At 37.5% G+C, this 17,619-nt stretch carries 17 protein-coding genes and 1 riboswitch; of the genes, 4 read left to right on the forward strand and 13 right to left on the reverse strand.

What is annotated here, in order from left to right; translation table 11 throughout:
- Positions 1-153: 153 nt before the first annotated feature.
- Both HPT25_RS05815 and HPT25_RS05820 read right to left on the reverse strand, forming a co-directional pair.
- Positions 154-1,005: a hypothetical protein gene (locus tag HPT25_RS05815; protein ID WP_173061267.1), complete on the reverse strand. Its 852-nt coding sequence runs from the start codon at positions 1,003-1,005 to the stop codon at positions 154-156.
- 203 nt (positions 1,006-1,208) lie between these two features.
- Positions 1,209-1,778 (reverse strand): cupin domain-containing protein, encoded by a 570-nt coding sequence (locus HPT25_RS05820; RefSeq protein WP_173061270.1) that lies wholly within the window; start codon positions 1,776-1,778, stop codon positions 1,209-1,211.
- A gap of 299 nt (positions 1,779-2,077) precedes the next feature.
- On the opposite strand from HPT25_RS05820, the gene HPT25_RS05825 reads away from it, so the two are divergent.
- Positions 2,078-2,344 (forward strand): hypothetical protein, encoded by a 267-nt coding sequence (locus HPT25_RS05825; protein WP_173061273.1) that lies wholly within the window; start codon positions 2,078-2,080, stop codon positions 2,342-2,344.
- A gap of 121 nt (positions 2,345-2,465) precedes the next feature.
- Here HPT25_RS05825 and HPT25_RS05830 read toward each other — a convergent pair whose 3' ends face one another.
- A complete protein-coding gene (locus HPT25_RS05830; protein WP_173061276.1) occupies positions 2,466-3,092 on the reverse strand; it encodes a LysE family translocator in 627 nt (208 codons plus the stop codon).
- Positions 3,093-4,252: 1,160 nt separating this feature from the next.
- Here HPT25_RS05830 and HPT25_RS05835 point away from each other — a divergent pair.
- Positions 4,253-4,996 carry an SDR family oxidoreductase gene (locus HPT25_RS05835; RefSeq protein WP_173061279.1) on the forward strand — a complete coding sequence of 248 codons (744 nt, stop codon included), beginning with the start codon at positions 4,253-4,255 and terminating at the stop codon, positions 4,994-4,996.
- 150 nt (positions 4,997-5,146) lie between these two features.
- Here the strand turns inward: HPT25_RS05835 and HPT25_RS05840 are convergent, their stop codons facing one another.
- The gene (locus tag HPT25_RS05840; RefSeq protein WP_173061282.1) at positions 5,147-5,350 is read right to left on the reverse strand and encodes a hypothetical protein; all 204 of its coding nucleotides are present in this window, start codon (positions 5,348-5,350) and stop codon (positions 5,147-5,149) included.
- A 302-nt stretch (positions 5,351-5,652) separates the two neighbouring features.
- On the opposite strand from HPT25_RS05840, the gene HPT25_RS05845 reads away from it, so the two are divergent.
- Positions 5,653-7,269 (forward strand): MutS-related protein, encoded by a 1,617-nt coding sequence (locus HPT25_RS05845; RefSeq protein WP_173061285.1) that lies wholly within the window; start codon positions 5,653-5,655, stop codon positions 7,267-7,269.
- A 57-nt stretch (positions 7,270-7,326) separates the two neighbouring features.
- Here the strand turns inward: HPT25_RS05845 and HPT25_RS05850 are convergent, their stop codons facing one another.
- From HPT25_RS05850 to HPT25_RS05890, 9 genes are all read right to left on the reverse strand, one after another.
- Positions 7,327-7,785 (reverse strand): 2-thiouracil desulfurase family protein, encoded by a 459-nt coding sequence (locus tag HPT25_RS05850; RefSeq protein ID WP_173061288.1) that lies wholly within the window; start codon positions 7,783-7,785, stop codon positions 7,327-7,329.
- 600 nt (positions 7,786-8,385) lie between these two features.
- Positions 8,386-8,577, reverse strand: a complete 192-nt coding sequence (locus HPT25_RS05855; RefSeq protein ID WP_173061291.1) for a hypothetical protein — start codon at positions 8,575-8,577, stop codon at positions 8,386-8,388.
- A gap of 184 nt (positions 8,578-8,761) precedes the next feature.
- Positions 8,762-8,844, reverse strand: a riboswitch (ZMP/ZTP riboswitch).
- 198 nt (positions 8,845-9,042) lie between these two features.
- Complete coding sequence (locus HPT25_RS05860; RefSeq protein ID WP_173061294.1) at positions 9,043-9,333, reverse strand: hypothetical protein; 291 nt, start codon at positions 9,331-9,333, stop codon at positions 9,043-9,045.
- A 29-nt stretch (positions 9,334-9,362) separates the two neighbouring features.
- The gene (locus HPT25_RS05865) at positions 9,363-10,598 is read right to left on the reverse strand and encodes a glycosyltransferase family 2 protein (protein WP_173061297.1); all 1,236 of its coding nucleotides are present in this window, start codon (positions 10,596-10,598) and stop codon (positions 9,363-9,365) included.
- Positions 10,599-12,527 carry a DUF2334 domain-containing protein gene (locus HPT25_RS05870; RefSeq protein ID WP_173061300.1) on the reverse strand — a complete coding sequence of 643 codons (1,929 nt, stop codon included), beginning with the start codon at positions 12,525-12,527 and terminating at the stop codon, positions 10,599-10,601. It abuts the gene before it with no gap.
- A gap of 46 nt (positions 12,528-12,573) precedes the next feature.
- Complete coding sequence (locus HPT25_RS05875; protein WP_173061303.1) at positions 12,574-12,879, reverse strand: hypothetical protein; 306 nt, start codon at positions 12,877-12,879, stop codon at positions 12,574-12,576.
- 434 nt (positions 12,880-13,313) lie between these two features.
- Positions 13,314-14,024, reverse strand: coding sequence for a hypothetical protein (locus HPT25_RS05880; protein ID WP_173061306.1), 711 nt, complete (start codon positions 14,022-14,024; stop codon positions 13,314-13,316).
- A gap of 512 nt (positions 14,025-14,536) precedes the next feature.
- Complete coding sequence (locus HPT25_RS05885) at positions 14,537-16,720, reverse strand: transglycosylase domain-containing protein (protein WP_173070927.1); 2,184 nt, start codon at positions 16,718-16,720, stop codon at positions 14,537-14,539.
- Positions 16,721-16,775: 55 nt separating this feature from the next.
- Entirely contained in the window at positions 16,776-16,997 is a 222-nt protein-coding gene (locus HPT25_RS05890) for a hypothetical protein (RefSeq protein WP_173061309.1), read from the reverse strand.
- Between the two features lie 440 nt (positions 16,998-17,437).
- Between HPT25_RS05890 and HPT25_RS05895 the strand changes: the two genes are divergently transcribed.
- Entirely contained in the window at positions 17,438-17,608 is a 171-nt protein-coding gene (locus HPT25_RS05895) for a DUF2187 family protein (protein WP_173061312.1), read from the forward strand.
- The last annotated feature ends 11 nt before the right edge of the window (positions 17,609-17,619 follow it).

Genomic DNA, 17,619 nt, shown 5'->3' on the forward strand with positions numbered 1-17,619 from the left:
AAAGTACATGACTACAAAAAAATATCCGGTTTGGGCACCGGATAATGGGGGATTGGAGAGTCGAATAGGTTTTGACTTTCCAACATCTTTATTTTAACCATTTGAGATTTATAAAATATGAAGGTTGTGTTAAGTGTAAGTAAATTTAGATTCTTAAACAAGTGGATCAACCGTAACGCTTCTCAATGTATATTTTTCAAGCAGAATAATAATGAGTAGACTTGCTGCGCGAAAGAAGGCCAAGTAACTTATTTTCCAATCATGATAAAAAACTAAGATGTTCATGTGCTTAAGGAAAATATCACCTACCAGCAGGATAAAAAAGGGTAACAGTTTCCAATAACTTGATTTAGGTATGTAAATGAAAAATGTAACGATGACAGCCATTATGATATGGTACAAAAATCCACTAAATAACGTACTGTCACGATAAATGTTTTCCACCCAATGGACCCGAAAAAATTGTTTATCAAATAACATAAGTGCGCTTGTTGGAGTTTGAATGATAATCCAAGCAATGAGCCATATGGTGATGATTCTTAGTGACTTATATCTTCTTTCATTTAGTAGTAAATACCACTTTTTCATGATGATCATAAAAATAAATGTGGCTATTCCGGTCATGTAGACGTGCCACCAATGGTGTGAATAGGCTCCTACTTTAAGAAAAACAACTTCAACCCCCATAAAAAAGATAGAGATCACTCCAATCCAGATAGATGAAAGCTGAAAATACATAACAAAAATGCCCGCCGACGCCCAAAATGCTGAGTTAGCGATACTATGCCCAATGATATTATCTTTAAAAGGATCTTTAAAAAGCCCTGGCTTGTATGCGTAAGCATTTAGAACAAAGAGGATGACAGCCTCTCCAACCCACGAACAAGCCGTTACAAAAATAAAATATGAAAAAAAATCCCCAATGTTCCTAATCTTATATATCGTGTAGACGATTATAACAGCCCCGATGACCATCAGCCCGTAGTACCAAAATATATGAGGCATAGCCGCCCTCCTGCAATCCTGTATCACCTTAAAAAGGAAATGCAGGTTTCATGCATTTCCTCAGATTCTCAAAGGCTCTATTGAATATTCTTTCCAAAGTTCACCACTGCTAATTCTCCTCTTGGAAAAAATGGGTAGTTTTTCATACTTTTCAAATATTTATGTCATGCCCGATAAAAGGCCTTAGAGAAAAGGTTAATGGATCAAAAATTGCCTTGATCCCCAATACGCCACCGTATATCGGTTTGACTAGGCGGTCCAATAATAACAGATCGGTTAATCGGTTTGAGCACTTCAGCTAACTGATCCGCATTCACACCATAAATTCTCTGAAATACCTCTGGCGGTACCTTTCTCAAAACGTCAGACATCAAGGCGATTTCAGGGGACTTATGATCGAAAATGGCAATCAACTGGGTACGATCCGATATTGAACTTGCCCAGTGAAACCATCCCATTGGGGCATAAACCGTTTGAGGCGGCTTAACCCGGTATCTGAGTAACTGCTTTGTATTTGGATTGAATACGGCAAATTCAGCTTCACCCTCTATCATATAGGCTAATTCATTTGCATTGGGGTGCCAATGCGTTTCCACGCTATTTCCTTTAGTCAAATAAACATCAAAAACGCTTAAGTTTTCCAGAACCGGAAACTGTTCAGCCGTTTGCTGAAGAATATAGTTTTGATTGTTTTTCTGGTGATATACAGAACTTTTTAAGTCATATGATAAATTTAATGAAGGGGAATTTAATAGATCGCTGGCGGAATGCATCTGAATTTCACGCCTTCCTTAATTGGATAATGATGATTTCATACATATATTGATATGCATCCGCTCTGAAATCGTGTTTTCATTGTTGCAAAGAACCGAGCAAATTGATGGCATCATTTCATAATTACGCCCAAGAAAACGATTTCCAAGTACGTATCTAAAAAATGATGATGGTTCTAAATGTGAAGCCGAAATCTTTATTCACTCCCTGCCCAAAATTAACATAATATAAATGACGTAATGGGCATTTAACTAATTGCCGGGAATAACTTAAATTTTACGGAAAGGATTTAACCATCGTGATGATGAATGAAAATACCTGGAGCCAAAATATTAATATTACCCAGCAACCAGCTGAACCACCTAAACCTACTGAACCGCCTAAACCTGAACCAAAGCCAGCCCCAGTTTCAGTTCCAGTCACGCTCACTATTCCTACTAATTTATCACCGTCCCCTCCACCTGAGTGTCAGGAAATAAAACTGACCAAAGCCTTTGCAATCGTTGCAGCCATTTTTTTCATAATTGGTGCTAGCTTTTACTTTATGGCTGCCCTTGTACAATAAGCCTTAGAAAAATGAAAATATCACTTACCATTTCTCTATTTAAAAAATGGAGAGATCCATTAAGACCTCTCCATTCCGCTCATTGTTTCCGTTACACCATTTTTACCATTACTTGAAAAAGTTATATGGCGGTTGTCAAAAGTTTTAGTCCCAAACCTATAAAGATTACCGTCGCAGCGATGTTCAAATACTCGTTGAAACGCGGATTTTTCAATAAGCGTTCACGAAAAACTCCTGAAAAATATCCGAAAAGACTAAAAATAATGGCAGTCAACATAATAAAAATCAGACCTAAAATGCACATCTGTAGGGGAACAGATTCGAATTTATAATTCACAAATTGAGGAAGAAAGGTTAGAAAAAAAATTGCTACTTTAGGATTGAAGATATTCATTAATAATCCTTTTAAAAAGAGCCCTTTCCCTTCACTATTTTTTCCAGCGTTAAGGTCCATTTGTTCCTTTCGATGTTTTAAAGATTGATAAGCTAGATAGAACAAATAGAGCGCCCCGATTGATTTAAATATCGTAAACAAGACGACGGAAGTTTTAATAATAAGTGATAAACCCAGAGCAGCTGCTAAAGTGTGGACAATGTTACCTAAACTTAGTCCCAACGCCGTGGTAATCCCTGCTCTCCTTCCATTTGTCATACCTTGCGTGATCGTGAATAGCAGATCTGGTCCAGGAATAAGAATTAAAATAATAGCAGTACCCATAAAAAGCAATAATGTGGCTGCATGAAACATAAGAAAGCCCCTTTCAAAATGAACTATACCCCAAAATATAAACCCTCCTGTAAGGGGAGGGTCAATATTTTGAGTTATAGCTCCAAAAGATGGCTTTTTATAATTGCCCTTTAAATTCAAACATCCAATCATTCTTAAATTTCTCTCTGCCAAAAAGATCTGCTCACTTTCCCCCTTTTCGGTCGTAACTAGAACTGGGGTACTTTCGCGCGGGGACGCTTTTTTTCCCTTTTGACCTTAACTAGAACCGGGGTACTTTCGCGTGGGGACGCTTCTTTCCCTTTCGACCTTAACAAGAACCATTCTACTTTCGCGCGAGGACGCTTTTTTCCCTTTTGACCTTAACTAGAACCATTCTACTTTCCCGCGAGGACGCTTTTTTCCCTTTCGGCCTTAACTAGAACCATTCTACTTTCGCGCGGGGACGCTTTTTCCCCTTTCGGCCTTAACTAGAACCATTCTACTTTCGCGTGAGGACGCTTTTTTCCCTTTCTACCTTAACTAGAACCATTCTACTTTCGCGCGAGGACGCTTTTTTCCCTTTTGACCTTAACTAGAACCATTCTACTTTCGCGCGAGGACGCTTTTTCACCTTTTGACCTTAACTAGAACCATTCTACTTTCGCGCGAGGACGCTTTTTCCCCTTTCGACCTTAACTAGAACCATTCTACTTTCGCGCGAGGACGCTTTTTTCCCTTTCGGCCTTAACTAGAACCATTCTACTTTCGCGCGAGGACGCTTTTTCACCTTTCGACCTTAACTAGAACCATTCTACTTTCGCGCGGGGACGCTTTTTCCCCTTTCGGCCTTAACTAGAACCATTCTACTTTCGCGTGAGGACGCTTTTTTCCCTTTTGACCTTAACTAGAGCCATTCTACTTTCGCGCGAGGACGCTTTTTTCCCTTTCGGCCTTAACTAGAACCATTCTACTTTCGCGCGAAGGCACCTTTTTCCCCTTTCAACCGTAACTAAAACCACTCTACTGCCGCACAGGGGGCGCTTTTTTTCCACTTGCAGATTAAGTAAGAATGGTGAAAAAGGGCCTACCTCGCCATACTACGCAACAACAAAATAAAACTGTAATGAAAGGAAGGACTTGATAATAACCATATAAGGTTAAAACGACTTTTGTTTCATAACAGAAAGGTGGAAAAAAGCATGGCCATGCATTTAAAAAATAAAGTCGCCATTGTTACTGGTGGTGCGCGTGGAATTGGTGAAAGGGTAGTTGAAAAATTAGCCTCTGAGGGAGCAAATGTAGTCATTAACTATGTAAATAGCTCAAACCAGGCTGAAGAACTAGTGGATCGTATTCATTCGGAAGGCGGTAGAGCCATTGCGGTTCAAGCAAATATCTCCAAAATAAGCGATATCAAAAAGTTGTTTGATTCTGCCATTGAAACGTTTGGAAAAGTAGACATATTAATCAACAATGCTGGCATTATGATTAATAAACCAATCGATCTAGTGACGGAAGAAGATTTTGATACTCAATTTTTAACCAATACGAAAGGAACTTATTTTGCTATACAAGAAGCTTTTCATCGTATGGAAAAAGGGGGACGAATTATCAACATTTCTACCTCTATAAATGGCCATATGTTCCCCGCATATAGCGTTTATGCTGGAACGAAAGGAGCCGTTGAACAATTCACACGTCAATTAGCGAAGGAATTTGGACCAAAGCAAATTACCATAAATGCGATTGCACCCGGACCAGTTGCTACCGAGTTATTTCTTAATGGTAAATCTGACCAACAAATTGAAGCGTTAAGTAATATGAACGCTTTTCGTCGGTTAGGTACTCCAGAAGATGTGGCAGGAGCTATTCATTTATTATTGTGCGAAGAAGCCTCTTGGATTACTGGACAAACTTTACGTGTCAACGGTGGATACATTTAAATTCTAAAGTTTGTAATTAAATTTACTATAAATGGTGGATAAAGAGGAATTATGCAGCAATCTTTTTTCAATTGCCACAAGGGGTTTCCCAGGCATGAAATCTGATTTCATGCCTTTTTCGTTCTTTCTTTCTACTCCATTGCCTAATTCCTACTCTTTTGATGCCGCTATTAATTTGTCATTATAGTTCTCTAGTTCTTCCTGCAGCTTTAAGATATATTCTGTGATCGCCAATCTCACAATAACAGGATAGTATCGACTATTGAGTTCTTGCTGACATTCCTCAATATCCATCTTTTTCACTTCGATTATTTTTTTCAATAAGTTGGACCTTTCATTCATTCCATCATTCATAACTCTTCCCCCTAAAAGTCATCTACTCTTTGGAATTCCGCTGTATTGGTGGCAGGCTGCTGAACTCTTTCTACCTCCCAATCTTTTCTTTATAGATTAAGGATGGGCAAAAATTTCAGAGATTATACAAAAGGGGCTCGGATATCAATAAAATAGACTATTCACCTTTCGAATAGTCTGTCATTTTACTTAGTTTAAAAAAGGATGCATGAAAGTTGTGAATTGAAGAATAAAACATTTATGGTAAAAATATGGATTTACGATTATGATTATTCTATAAAGTCAGAGATCAGGAGGATCCAATGTTTTACCTTTACGTTATCATCGTTTTTACAGCACTAATTTTTATAGCTAATTTGAATTTTTCCTATAAAAGAAGAAAGTTAATTCTAAGTTTATGGGATCAAAATGCTAAGTTAGCCAGCCCCATAAATTATCATGCCACGTTTACACACTTTTATGAAAATAGTAAAGGACGCTCTAAGGATCATTATTGTGTAGATGATATCACGTGGAATGACCTAAACATGACGAAAATATTTGAAATCATTAATTATACCTTTACTTCTGTCGGAGAAGAAATGTTGTATCACAGGTTAAAAAAAGCGCATGAAAAATATTTGTTTGATGAAGAATTAATAGAAAAAATTACAGAGGATAAGAAATACAGGATTAAATTATCCTTTATTTTATCCAAATTGGGTAAAGCCCTACATGCAAACTCTTCCCAATATATTTTCGGCAAACCTGATTATAAAGTAACGAAACTATATTTTATCCTTAGTGTTCTTCCGATTCTTGGAGTGATTACGATGTTTTTTTCACTCCAAATTGGTCTATTACTAACCTTATTAAGCACATTAGTCAACGTCTTCATTTATTACACCAATCGTTCCAAAAATGAGGTAGAGTTTGAAAATTTATTCTATTGTTTAAATGTGATCCTCGCATCCAGGAAATTAGCAAAATTAAATCATAATGCTGATTTATTAAAACGAACAAACAAATTACGGAGGGCACCTTTTATTAGCATCGTATTATTACAAGATCCTAGTGCGAACAACTTATTACTTCAACTGTTCACATTGCTTAAATCGATATTTTTAATTGATTACTTTGTATTCCATTATATAATCAATTTTTTAAGCAAAAATAGTGATATATATGAACTGGCGTGGAAGAACCTAGGGGAGTTTGACTGTTGCTATTCCATTGCATTATGGAGAAAATCACTGCCATATTATTGCTTACCAAAATACAATACTAGTAAAACATTCATCGTAAAAGATGCCTACCATCCTTTATTAAACAAACCAGTAGGAAATGATTTTGACTTCCATAAAAACGTTCTTCTTACTGGTTCCAATGCTTCTGGGAAGTCTACATTTATCAAAACCATCGCACTTAATATCATTTTATCACAGGCTTTAAATACTAGTACCAGCAGGGAAATCACTTTAACCGAAGGATTAGTATATTCCTCCATGGCCATGTCCGATGATATTGAAAAAGGCCAAAGTTATTTCTTAAATGAAATTTCTGCACTAAAGAGAATATTTGATATTAGAGATCGCAATAAAGATGTATTTATGTACATATTTCTGGATGAGGTTTTTAAAGGGACCAATACCATTGAGCGGGTAGCTGCAGCGGAATCCGTATTAAATTATTTAAATGATTGTAACGAAACAAGGCTTATGGCAGCCACTCATGATTTAGAACTAACTCATAAATTGCCACCTAAGTATGATAACTATCATTTTAGAGAACAGATCATTAATGATGAAATTATTTTTGACTATTTAATTAAGGTTGGCCCTTCCAAAACAAAAAATGCGATTGAATTATTAAGGATTACAGAATTCCCAGAAAAGGTATATCTTGATGCGTTAAGGAATTCTTATGAACTTATTAATTAATATCACGTAAGGAAGCATCGGTTAAACCGATGCTTCCTTACAATGTTTTAAAATGAACTAAAGAAAGGTTTCAGCAAATTGTTCTTCAGAAATTACTTTTATACCATTTCTCATTAATAAAGCCGAGGTAACGCCCATCCCCTCGATTTTTTCTCCGATAAATTTGCCGTTATAAATCTTTGAACTTCCACAGGATGGGCTGTTCTCTTTGAGAACGACGATATGTGCATGTAACTCTTTCGCTTTTTCGAGTGCAGCAAATGCTCCTTTTAGGTAAAGTTGCGTCACATCTTTTCCTGTTTGATCCACTACTCTGGCCTTGCCATCCAACACATCTTCCCCATTCCCCCCTATTATTTCCGCAGGTTCTCTCGGAGTTGAAAAACCACCAAGTAATTCTGGACATATGGTCATAGCTTTATTTTCTTCTACTAGTTTACTTATTTTACTATTTAAACAATGCGTACCATTATATCTTACTTCTAACCCCGCCAAGCACGAACTCACCAATATCATTTACGAATCCCCTCCAATCCAGATTTATTTTAACAAATATTCCCTCGTCCGTTAATTTAAGTTCTAACAAAACTTATTTAGGAGTATCTTATTTCATCCTCACACAGCGAGGTTTAGTCAGCCCCGTTATTACAACGGATGACATTTGATTTATTTTTAAAACCAATAAAGCTCGTTTCTTCCTCTTTTGGTTTAATGATTTCTTTTATTTCAAATCCATCATAAATCACGAGGATCCGCACTTATTGTCGGGGGATCAGGTTAAACACCGAATAGACGGAAAAATTTCGCTTAATGAGTAATTATTAATAACAAAGGCTTAAATAGACGGAGAGATTCCGTCTATTTACCGGAAAAATGCGGAAATGGGGGCTTTTTGCTTAGTTTAATCGGAAAATCTCCCCTTATATACCCCCGAAACATGCTCCATTCTGCATCTAACCGAAAAATCTCCGCTTATTTTTACGGAGTTTTTTATTGTTATTTTCAAAACTATTTAAAATTTAATACTTCAAAACAGAGCCCTTTATTTCACCCCCCTGCTTTTTCATAAATAGATTTCCAGCTTATTTTTTGTACCGCTAAATGAGCGGAAGAACACTACCTATCAGGCATAACCAATCCTGCCTTTGAATCCAAGTAGGAAGCTGGTACAATACGCCCCTTCGTTATAATTAAAAAGTAAGTGAATACCCCAATGACAATAGCCATACATATGACCATGAGAACCTCAATGAATTTCTGGTTCCACTTTCTTTTGCGGAATTTTCGAAGCTCAATAATTTTGCCCATTATACCTTCACCCTTCCATTTAAAGAAAACTTGCCATCTGACGAGCCCGTTAGGGCGAAGACAGAGGCGTAGTTCGCCGAAAAGCACAGCTGATCGACTGCTCACGAAGCATTCCTTAGTGTACTTATGCCTGATAGGAAAGCTTTCCTATCGGCCAAATAAAAAAAGTGTTTGATCTATTCAAACACTTTGCCCAGGCGAACGGCTGACTATATCAATGTGTTCCCCCGTGGTAACCCACGTTTCATCGCCAGTACACATTGAACGATTAATTTATATGATTTTACCAAAATTGCCCTCTGACCTCAAGTAAATAATGTTTATATTTTGAATTTTTCGATACATATGAGTTTAAATCTTTATGTTCCGCGTGTTATCCCATAATAATAGCCCATTCCTATTCAACGATCAGGCCTTTTTAAAAAAAATTAGGTGCTATCCCTATGACAGAACAGCACCCAATTTTTATTTATAAATAAGAATATTGATTACAATTGATAAAACCAGGGATATAACCCATAACATAGGTATGAAATTGACAGCTGCAGAAATCCTTCTTCTTCGCTTGCGAAGGATCCAGGCAATAATGGAACACGTAAGCACCGCGATTGGATACAAACTAATGAGCAAGACAAAAGTAACATTATAAATGCTATAACCGTTGTCAAAAGTCATAAACGATAAACCCCAAATTAGATACCAAGGAACCAAACATAGTAAATAAAGGATTTGTGTGGTGATGAGTAATGTTTTCATATCTTCCCCCTTACAAAGGAAAAATTCTATTAACCTTTCATATCTTCTAATCGAATGGAACGAGTATGAATGGTATGATTCCAGGTTTTGTTCTTACTTGTAAACAACCCCACCAAAGTGATTGGAAACCAGGTAAATTGGAAAACAGGAAAAAGAATAAGCCCCAGATACGCCTTCCATGGTCTCCTTTCCATAAGCATGACTAACGGAAATTGCAGAAACAATGCCGTGTTAAGTGCAAACCAAGCCCAGTCTGGAACCATTTTCAGCAGGGCAAACTGAGAATATAAAGGTGTGGCAACCTGCAAATAGGACATCACCCATACAGCGGCAACGAATAAAAACCGAATCGGTTGAAACAAATACATTGCTGCATCAAACAGTGCAAACCGCTTTGTTTGAATTGCCTTTAAAATAAGAGGCTTCATATATCTCCTTGCACAATCGGTATGCCCGCGCATCCACCGCAGCCGTTGTCTGATAGAGCTCATAAGAGTGATCGGCTTCTCATCATAGACAATGGCATTTTTTGCCCAGGTTGGATAGATCTCATTGCTTATACATTTGGCAGTGAACTCCACATCCTCTGTTAGGGATGTGGCATTCCATCCTAATTCCTTAAGCAAATTTGTCTCAAAACACATTCCCGTTCCGGAAAGGGTAGCAGCCATCCCCCAATTATGCCTGGCTTCCTGCCACATTCGGTTAATAAACCAGTATGTAATAGCATATGACAGGGAAACCCAAGAATCGAATGGATTTTTAGTTTCTAAATAACTTTGAATCACTCGATGTCCCTCTACTAGATTATTATTCATTTCGAGCAGAAAGTTTCTACTGACCAAATTGTCTGCGTCAAAGACTACCACAGCATCATGCTGCCGATCTCTCTTCCATAGCTTCTCCAGCATCCATTCCATGGCATAACCCTTGCCTTTATTGACTGCATCAAATCTTTCCATTGCACACACATTATACTGCTTAACAATTTGTGCCGTTTGATCTGTACAATTATCGCAGATGACAAAGATTTCATACAACTCTTTTGGGTAATCTAAGTTTATAAGATTTTCTAAGAGTGGCGCTATAACCTTCTCTTCATTATGGGCAGCTACTAAAATGGCAAATGATTTTTGGGGAGGATGATCCACCTTGTCCTCCATTTTTCTCCTACAACCTGCCAAACTAATAATAATTTGATAGATACTAACTGTAAAAATAATAAATTGAAATATATCCGCAATGATGACGAAGAACTGATGCATTTATTTTTTTCCTTTCGATTTTGGCATTGGACCTCGAAAAGACAAGGCCACATCCAACACATGGTTTGCCTCATCATACGATCCAATATCCATTTTCCCATTACCATCAAAATCGGCAATGAATCCTGATCTATTTAATCCTTCCGCCCATGGGCCAAAGTCGTTGCTTATTGGAGAAAAATGACCATTCCCCTTATTCTCATATACCCTCCAAACCCCATCTTTCCTTGAATATACGATGATGTCACTTCTACCATCTCCATTCGTGTCACCAGCTAGGATCTGGTCATCAGAATGAATGTCAATGCCTTTAATGAGGAAGGGCTTGGTGAAGTTGTCTCCTTGATTATAAAGAATAAACACTTTATGATTTTTAGGCGAAACACTAAGGATTCCATCGTGTTTACTGTCCTGGAACCCACTAACTAGAAAGGTTGAGCCCGCCGTTAAGGTCGTTTTTAAACTGTTTGAAATCAGTTGATTATTCACGATACGAATTAAAATAATCTGTCTCTTTTTTGTTGCGATAAGTTGATGGTCTTCCCCATTTTGAAACGATTGAAGGGACGCAAGCCCACTTGGAAGTTTTCCTAGTAATATGGGGGACTCAAATAAACCTTTTCCTGCCAAACAAGCTTTTAAGTCACCATTTTGTTTATTGTAAAAAATAAGATCCTGCTTACCATCATGATTAATATCAGTAAGAAAAGATTGTTCCTCAGGTAATGATGTATACTTTAACCAAACCTCACTCGCTTCCTGAGGTCGATTGCGCGGCCATAAATAGTTCCCCGGGATCACCATGATTCTATGTGCCTCACGCACCACCACATCTGTATATCCGCTGCCCGTTACATCTCCTAACATGATATGATTTGTTTTTGTGTCAGGCGGCAGTGTGACACGATGAGCAGGGGTAAACGGGACAATATCAAATAAGGACCTCCAATGATACCCTTCTTTCTTGAAGCCCATGACAAGCCTATGAAGATAGGAAGACTGACCTGTTTGTTTATAGCGATATTCAGGCAGTCCATCCTTTACTATAGGTTTACCATCTTTTCCAGTCACCGGCTCTAGATTAGGGAACTCTAAGAATGGGTGGTAATAAAAAGAGGCTAGTCCATTGCTGTGCGCCGCCTTTGAAAGAATGTTATCTACTGATTTGCCATTGGTTACATAAGAATACGGAGCCGGGACATAGACGGAACCCAAGCTATTCTGTCCATACGAATTAACAGTATCATAGACATTCAAATCCTTGAGGGATCTTAGGGAGTAAAGATCCGGCTGATAGAGAATACCCATATAGGAGCGGAATACTTTCTCCTGTTCACGTGTGTCCTTATAATGAGGAGACTCCCAGAAGGCCGGATGGAGACCAGCTTTATAGAAAGCAGACAAACTATCTGTTATCCTCTCCTCTGCATATGAGGCTTCCTTCGTTTCCGGTGCATTTTTCACATTAAATTCGGTACCAATCCCTGAGTTTTGGCTATTGTCGGCCTTTGCAACATCTCCATACTGATGGGTATATCCGTGCATTCCAAGTACACCATGATGTTGTTCAGCTTCTTGAAGGAGCCTGATGAATGCCGTTACGACAGCATCTGGTTTTGGATCATCAATCCCTCGTTCCTGCCAAATATGATCCGAACCGATACTCATTCTTCTTGGAATAACCGCCACTTGAAATGGGATATGCTGCGACTCTAAGTATTCCATAACGGCCCGAAGCTTGCCCAAATCTGCTAAACTATTATATTCACCACCTGGCCCGACGTCTTCCAGACGAATCATGACATGCTTTTTATTCGCATCAGGATAAATGTTTGCTCCAGTATACGTTACAAAATACACCAACACCGCCAAAACAATCATCACTGTTCCGATGATGACACTAAACCACTTCCAAAATTTCCTGTTCAAACTATATATTCCTCCGGTTGTTCTAAGTTTCTAACTACCTATTGTTTTATGGACCAAAAGGTAAAAAGTACGTAAACATAAAAGCTATAAAGGCAAAAACTGAAATCGTACATAAACTAATGAAGTGTAACAGAATATAAATAATCTTCCTTTTCCCTTTAATAAAAAACGAATAAATAAATCCAAGAACTGGGTTTACGATTAAAAAAGATAATGCGACCGCCATTATTACTTTCCCGCTTATATGTATGTCTGTTAAAGTGATTAAAAAAACGAGTAAAATACTAACAACAACCGTCGCAATTAAGGAAGTCAATGCCACCTTACTTGGATTTCGAAAAAACTCCTTCATACCAATCTCCTTTTTTTGCAGCAAATAGACATGGCTGCAAAACAGTATCCAAATACCTATTAAAATAGATAGATGGTATTAGGTCAATAGACAGACGTAAATTTTCTGATATTTATTCTCATTTACGAGTTCGCTTGGTGACCTCTTTATTCATACAGAATACCTCGATCATTGATCGATTCCTTTTCACTATTACTACAAAACCTTGTTATTTTACTCGATCCTTTATTCCATTAAAAAAGACGCTTTCCGTGTTCCGGATAAGCGTCCGATCGTTAAAGATCGATAAATTCAATTCAACTGTTGTTTATTGAAATTCTTTATAAAATCAACTGTCTAAAACATGATACAGCCAATGATCGGCACAAGAAATCAACTTTAAATCATAAGTTCCCATCTCTACAGCTGCCCACGGTAAATGCCCAGTTGGTTACTCATAGTTTCGGTCTTTTATTGGTTAGACGTAAGATCGGTATCGCAATTAAAACCGCAATTACAGACGCTACAATTCCCAAAGCAATCGGACCTGGGATATCCCATTGTCCATGCCTCCCAACCCTCAATGGAGTGATGATGATTGCCGCAATACCGCTCAGTATTAATGCTGCAATGTTAATACCAAGCCGACTTGCCCGACCTGGAAAATGGTACTTGGATATGCTGCTCCAATCATTTGCCATTAGACTTGCAGCCTTGCGAAGATAGGCGAATATGTGTACTGCGAGCAACGGCAGCCATAAAGTTACACTAACGGTATGTATCTTATGAAATAATCCCTCATAGGCATGTCCACCCAACACCAGTCCAACCCCGCTAATAAACACCAAAATGGTCATTACAACGAGGAACGGCGCTAAAAGCCGGAGTAATATATTAGGTGGACCTGCCTTTACGAATTCAGGTGATTTTGTATAGTAACGAAAAAATCGGTATCCAGTGCTTCCCATCTTGACAACTAAAGGTCCAGCTAACAGGACACCAACAAAAATATGTTCAGACCTTAGTGCATCTAAGTTCGCAGTAATGACAAGCTCCGCTATGATGAGTACAAAAAGCACAATGCCTGCAATTGCTGTTATTCGTTTGTTTCGTTCAATTGGAAATGGTTCATTCTCATCAGCATAGAGTTCTTTTCTATTTAGCATTTACTTCTCCCTCTTTCTTTTGTAACGCTCCTTTATAGGACTGTTTATAGTTTTCCCGCAAAAATAACGTTTATCACACCTGATGAAATTTGATTGGAATTTACAACTTTTTTTACCTCTTCCCATTCTTTTGTTTGTGCAAATCGGTGAAATAGTTTGAATTACAACTTAAAGAACCCTTGATCAGCTTAATCAAAAGCAGAAGAGATAAAACTTATTGTTTTTTCCTTATTTTCTTCCAAAATTTAAGTGGTAGCATCAACATCTGTCATGACAAATCCCTGAATGATTATAATGACTTTTTATTAGAATTTTCTTAGAATTATTTAAAAAATATTGTTGATTACTAATAGATGAAGAACTTTCGGAAAAAGCAAAAAACCTTAATGGTCTATACAAAAGAGAGCAAGATTTTTTTTCGCAATCTGGTTCTTAACATAAAAAAAGAGCACGATTCTTGTTACAGAATCGCGCCCGATCGTGGAGGAACACTGATAAGAAAAATACCCATATTAACCATGTTTATGTTTCTGCTCTTTTTGTTTATGTTTCAGTTCTTGCTGTTGATGCTTTAGTTGTTCTTGTAGCTGCTTCAATTGGTCTTTTAGATGTTTAGGATCCTCATTGTTTCCACCATCATCAAAATGATTGTCATTATTTGGAACTTGTGGGATATCATTTGGATTTCCACCTTCGATATACAACTCATTATTCAATCTATATACGTCGCTTGGCTGCTGGAAGCTGGAACTGTCTGTTCCGAATGTCTGCATCATCGCTTTAAACATTAATTGAGAGATTTTCGTCGTACTCCCCAACATATAGTTTCCCGGACCATTTTTTGGATAGCCGGTCCAAACAGCCATCGTATATTGAGGTGTATAACCAACTAGCCAACTATCATTCGTCGCATTGGATGGGTATCCATATTGCGCACTAGTTCTATCGTCAAAATTTGTTGTACCCGTTTTTGCAGCAACATCTAACCCAGGTACATCTGCTGTTATACCGGTACCAGATTTTACGACTGTACGTAACATATCTGTCACCATATAGGCTGTGTAATCGTGCATGACACGTTTTGGATTAGGCGTAAAATTAACAACCGAGCCATCAGGAAAGACAACTTTTTGGACAAAATGCGGTGTATTGTATACTCCATTATTGCCAAAGGCACTATAGGCCCCTGCCATCTCTAAAGGATTAACCGTATTACTTCCGATTGCATAGGATTCATATACCTTATTATTATCAAAGGTAATCCCAAGTTGCTCTGCGAAGCTTTTAGCATTTTCCAACCCAACTTCTCGTAACGTAAGAAGGGCAGGAATATTATATGACCATTGAAGAGCTGTTCTAATAGACAACATTCCATGAAATTGATGATCCCAGTTTGAAATAGATTGACCATTTGAATAGGTTGTTTCTTGGTCATTTATTTGGTGAGCTGTAGACCATTTTAAATTCTCAATGGCTGGACCATAATCAAAAATCGGTTTAAACGAAGAACCAGGCTGCCGTTTTATATCAATGGCAAAGTTGTTCCCTAGAAATGAAGCTTGATAGTCGTTTCGGCCACTTCCAATGGCACGAACTTCTCCAGTTTTTGTATCTAAAAACACAAAAGCCCCTTGAAAATTAGCATTAGGATAAGAAATAATCGTGTTCGTGTTCATTATTTTGTCCGCATAGTCCTGAGCTTTTGGGTCTAAGGTAGTGTAAATGGATAACCCATCCGTGCTGATATCTACATTCTTCAGCTTCGCTTCCACTTCTTTAACAGCTGCGTCTAAGAACCCTTCATACGGCATCCCTTGTTGCGTGTTCTTCGGCACAAGCCCTGCTGTAACTGGTACTTTCATTGCATCCTTCATTTGTTTTTCAGTAATATACCCTTGCTTATACATAGAGCTTAAAACAATATTCCGGCGATTGGTTGCAGCTTTTTGGTTTGACGGCTTGGACGGATCGTAAATACTTGGACCTTGTGGAAGCCCGGCTAACATAGCTGCCTCCGGAAGTGTTAATTTATTTAAGTTATTAGCATCAATCCCGTAGTAGGTTTTTGCAGCAGCAGCCACTCCATAAGACCCGTCTCCGAGATAAATCTTATTTAAATACATCATTAAAATATCATGCTTTGAATATTTTTGTTCCAGCTGATAGGCCAAGTCCCATTCCTGCACTTTTCGCTTTATCGTTTTTTGAGGGGTCAGAAATGAGTTTTTGATTACCTGCTGTGTAATGGTGCTCCCACCCTGGGAACCAAAATGCCCTGTTAGATTCTCAAAAATAGCTCTAAGCGTCCCTTTAATATCAACTCCACTATGTTCATAAAAATGGGAGTCTTCCGTAGCAATAAATGCATGTTCCAACAATTTTGGAACTTGAGCATACGTGATTTTTGTTCGCTTCTCTTTCCCATATTCATAGAGGAAGTTCCCGTTTCTATCATAAAATTTCGTAGAAAGTGGGTCTACTAGTTTGGAAGGATCTAATTTAGGCACATCCTTCATCATTTCAGCGAATGTAACTCCGCTTATACCAATTGAAACAACAACAAAGATCAAACAGCCTAGCAGCACTTTTTTCAACAAGGTTCCCTCTTTGGGAGATTTATTACTTTTTTGTTGGTTTTGTCTTGTTCTTTCGGCTTGTTTTCGTTCCTCGCGAGAACGATAGGTTTCTTCTGACATCATCTACTCTCCTATATCTAAGTTACACATTGTCTATTAAAAATAGGATCTATTCTCACTTATACTGATTTTTAGACAATTGCTTTTCATGCAAAACCCGTATATAGCGGATTAAAGAAGAATTAATCCGTTCACCATTGGCAATAAAGTACTTATGCTGTACGATTTTTTCTAATATTTCTTTTACAACCTCTTCCTTGTTAACATCCTGCTCTTTCACTATTTTCTCTCGTTTAATATCATTTTCAAAAGTATAGCAAACAACAAATTCCTTCAACCCAACTCCCCCCTTTTCTATCAAAAGGCTGAATTTGACAACAAAAATGTTAACTATTTCACAACTATATTTTCGGTCGATCTACTTCATATATACCAAAGAAATTTTAATTGTTATTAGACCTTACACGCTTAAATACATTCGTACGAATTCTTACATTTACGTGGGTATTACTGACTTTTCTTCGCTTATTGCAGCTATTGTGAATCTAGAGATTGTAATGAGATCCCCTTTTGGGGCAGTGAATTTAAAACGTTAAAGAAATTTCAATATTAAAAAGCCTAATTTCTCAATTTAACTTAAATCTTATTTGCAATGGATATTTTTTACAAATAAAATAATATATTTCAAGTTATTTTCATTTGTATTTCATCTCTTCGTAAATTATTGAACGATCTGGATTTCTTTTATAAATTAGAGCGAGAAGGGATGGGGGAATTTTGAAAAAGGCTAAAATAAATGATCAGGTTCGTTCTAATAAAGGAATCATTGGGATTGTTAAAAACGTTTATGATAGTTCCGTTACGATTAAAATCCTTAAAAATCCAACAGGGATTGATTATGAAAATAACGTGACCGTGATCAATCATAAAAATTACGAAATTATCTAAAATGGAGATAG

Source organism: Neobacillus endophyticus, from assembly GCF_013248975.1.
Lineage (GTDB): Bacteria > Bacillota > Bacilli > Bacillales > Cytobacillaceae > Neobacillus > Neobacillus endophyticus.